Source organism: Falsiroseomonas sp. RANM36 (assembly GCF_056682175.1).
Window position 1 is genome coordinate 50,838 of record NZ_JBWXTD010000010.1, and the last position, 2,601, is coordinate 53,438.

At 76.2% G+C, this 2,601-nt stretch carries 3 protein-coding genes; all 3 read left to right on the forward strand.

Features of this window, described 5'->3' with window-relative positions; translation table 11 throughout:
- Positions 1-360 (forward strand): hypothetical protein (locus AC1MIR_RS26975; protein ID WP_480031259.1); only part of this gene is annotated, 360 nt, incomplete at its 5' end.
- A gap of 164 nt (positions 361-524) precedes the next feature.
- Complete coding sequence (locus AC1MIR_RS26980; RefSeq protein WP_480031260.1) at positions 525-674, forward strand: hypothetical protein; 150 nt, start codon at positions 525-527, stop codon at positions 672-674.
- Position 675: 1 nt separating this feature from the next.
- A complete protein-coding gene (locus tag AC1MIR_RS26985; protein WP_480031261.1) occupies positions 676-2,589 on the forward strand; it encodes a tape measure protein in 1,914 nt (637 codons plus the stop codon).
- Positions 2,590-2,601: the final 12 nt, after the last annotated feature.

Consider the following 2,601-nt stretch of genomic DNA (forward strand, 5'->3'; position numbering starts at 1 on the left):
CCCCCCGCGCGGTTTGGGCGGGCCCGGCCGCGCCGGGCCCGCGGCGCCACCCCCCCGGGCCCGCCCGCCGCCTGGGGGGCCGCGCCGGCCGCCGCCGCGCGCCGCCTCGCCGCGATCCGCATCGCCGATCCGGACCTCGACCCCGACATGTCGCGCGGTCTGTCCTTCGCCTTCCTGGTGAAGGCGCTCGCCCGCCACGCGGTCACCGCCTGGGAGGGCGTGGGCGACCCCGCCGGCAAGCCGCTGCCGCTGTCGCCCGAGGCGGTCGAGCGGCTGATGGACCTCGACGACATCGCCGCCGCCTTCTGGGACCGCGCCACCGCGCCCGTCGCCGCGGTGGCAGACGAGGGAAACGGCTGAGGGCCCGCGCCGCCTGGCACTTCGGCCGCGGGCCCGAATACTGCCGCGGCTGCGCCGCCCTCGGCCGCGACTGCGCCAACGCGTGCCCCTACGCCGCGCACGCGCCCACCAGCGTCCAGGGCCACGCCTGCTGGGCCGCCGGCACCGCATGCGCGGCGGTCACCATGGCCGGCCTGACTCTCGACACCGCCGGCGCGATCGCCGCGGCCCGCGACCTCGGCGCCACCGGCTGGGCCGCCGCCGAACTGCTGCGCGCCATCCGCATCGGTATGGCCGAGGGCAGTGCCGCCCGCCGCGAGGGGGAGACGACCTGACATGGCCGACGCCACCCGCCGCGTCTCTGTTCGCCTCTCGCTGGACGACGCCGCCCGGGTCAAGGCCGGGCTGCGCGAGGTCGGCGAGACCGGCCAGCGCTCCCTCGACCAGATCAAGGGCGGCGCCGAGCGCGCCTCCCGCTCCCTCGAAATGCTGGATGTCGCCACGCGCGGAATCCAGATCGCCGGCGTGGCGGTCGCCGCCCGCGCGCTGGTCCAGGCCGGCGACGCGCTCACCCAGGGCCTGTCGCGCCTGCAGAACGCCACCGGCTCGGTCGAGCGCGCCGGCCAGGTCTACGAGGCGCTGTACCGCAACGCGCTATCTACCGGTGTCGCCGTCTCCGAGAGCGTCGACGCCTTCCAGCGCTTCTCGATCGCCGCGCGCGAGATCGGCGCCACCTCCGACCAGGTGGTGCGTCTCGTCGGCGGCCTGCAGCGCGTCGCCATCGTCTCCGGCGCCTCCACGCAGGAGATCTCCTCGGCGACGCTGCAGCTCGCCCAGGCGCTGGCCTCCGGCGTGCTGCAGGGCGACGAGCTCCGCTCCATCCTCGAGGCCATGCCGCTGCTCGCCGAGGGCCTGGCACGCGAGCTCGGCGTCTCCATCGGCGAGCTCCGCAAGCTCGGCTCCGAGGGCAAGCTCACCGCCGAGCGGGTGTTCCCGGCCCTGCTGCGCGCGACCGAGCGCCTCGGCGCGGAGCTTGACCGCGCGCCGCTCTCGCTCGGCCGTGCCTTCGGTCAGCTGACGGCCGCGACCGAGAACTTCCTCGGCCAGCTCGACCGCGCCATCGGCCTGTCCAACGCGCTGGCCCGGGCGCTCTCCGCCGCGGCGCGCGCGGTGGACAGCGTCCGCCAGGGTGCCGGGCTGCGCAGCGAGGAGGAGCGCCTCGCCGGCCTGCGCCGCCAGGCCGAGGCGCTCTCTGCCCAGATCGGCCGGCTGGAGAGCGAGGGCGACGGCCGCGACAGCCTGCGCGCCCCGGTCCGCCGCGGCAGCATCCGCCCCGGCCTGGTCGGCGCTGCCGAGCAGCAGGCGGGCGTCGACAGCCGGGCGCGGCTGGAGGAGCTGCGGCGCGACTACTTCGCCACCCTGGCCGAGATCGACACCGCCGAGCGGGAGTCGCTGAACCGCCGCCTCGAGGAGCAGGAGCGGGCCGGCCAGGCCGCGGCCGATGCCCGCCGCCGCCGTGCCACGCAGGATGTCCAGGAGCTCACCCGCGACCTCGACGACCGCTTCCGGATCAACCGCGAATACGAGGAGCGCGTCCGCCGGCTGCGCGAGGCGGAGGCCGCGGGCGCCGTCACCGCCGCCGAGCGCACCCGCCTCGAGACGCTGGCGCTGCAGGAGCGCGACGAGGCGCTGCGCCGGCTGGAGCAGCGCATCGCCGCGGTGCGCCGCGCCAGCACCGAGGGCGCGCGGGAGGCGCGTGACGCCGAGCGCCAGCTCAACGACCTGCTGCGCGAGCGCGAACGGCTGATCCAGGACAACGAGACCGCCTACGAACGCTACCAGCGCCGGCTGGAACGGCTCGCCGACCTGGTGCAGCGCGCCGAGCGCGCCGGCCGGCCGATCCCCGACGAGACGATCGGGCGGGAGGCGCAGCGCGCGCTGGAGGATCTGGAGGAGGCCGAGCGCCGGCTGCGGCGCAGCACCGACGGTACGCGGGAGGCGGCGCGGGAGCTGGGCTTCGCGTTCTCCTCGGCCTTCGAGGACGCGATCGTGCGTGGCGACAAGCTGTCCAAGGTCATGCAGGGCTTGCTGCAGGACATCACGCGCATCATCGCCCGCCGCACCATCACCGAGCCGCTGGGCAATGCCGTCTGTCAATCGGCACACAAACGGGACCCCGGATCGGCGTGCAAAAGGGACCCCCTTTTGGTGTGCATGGACGCGCCCGGGTTGGCCGGTGCGGAGCCGTAGGCGCAGCGGCGG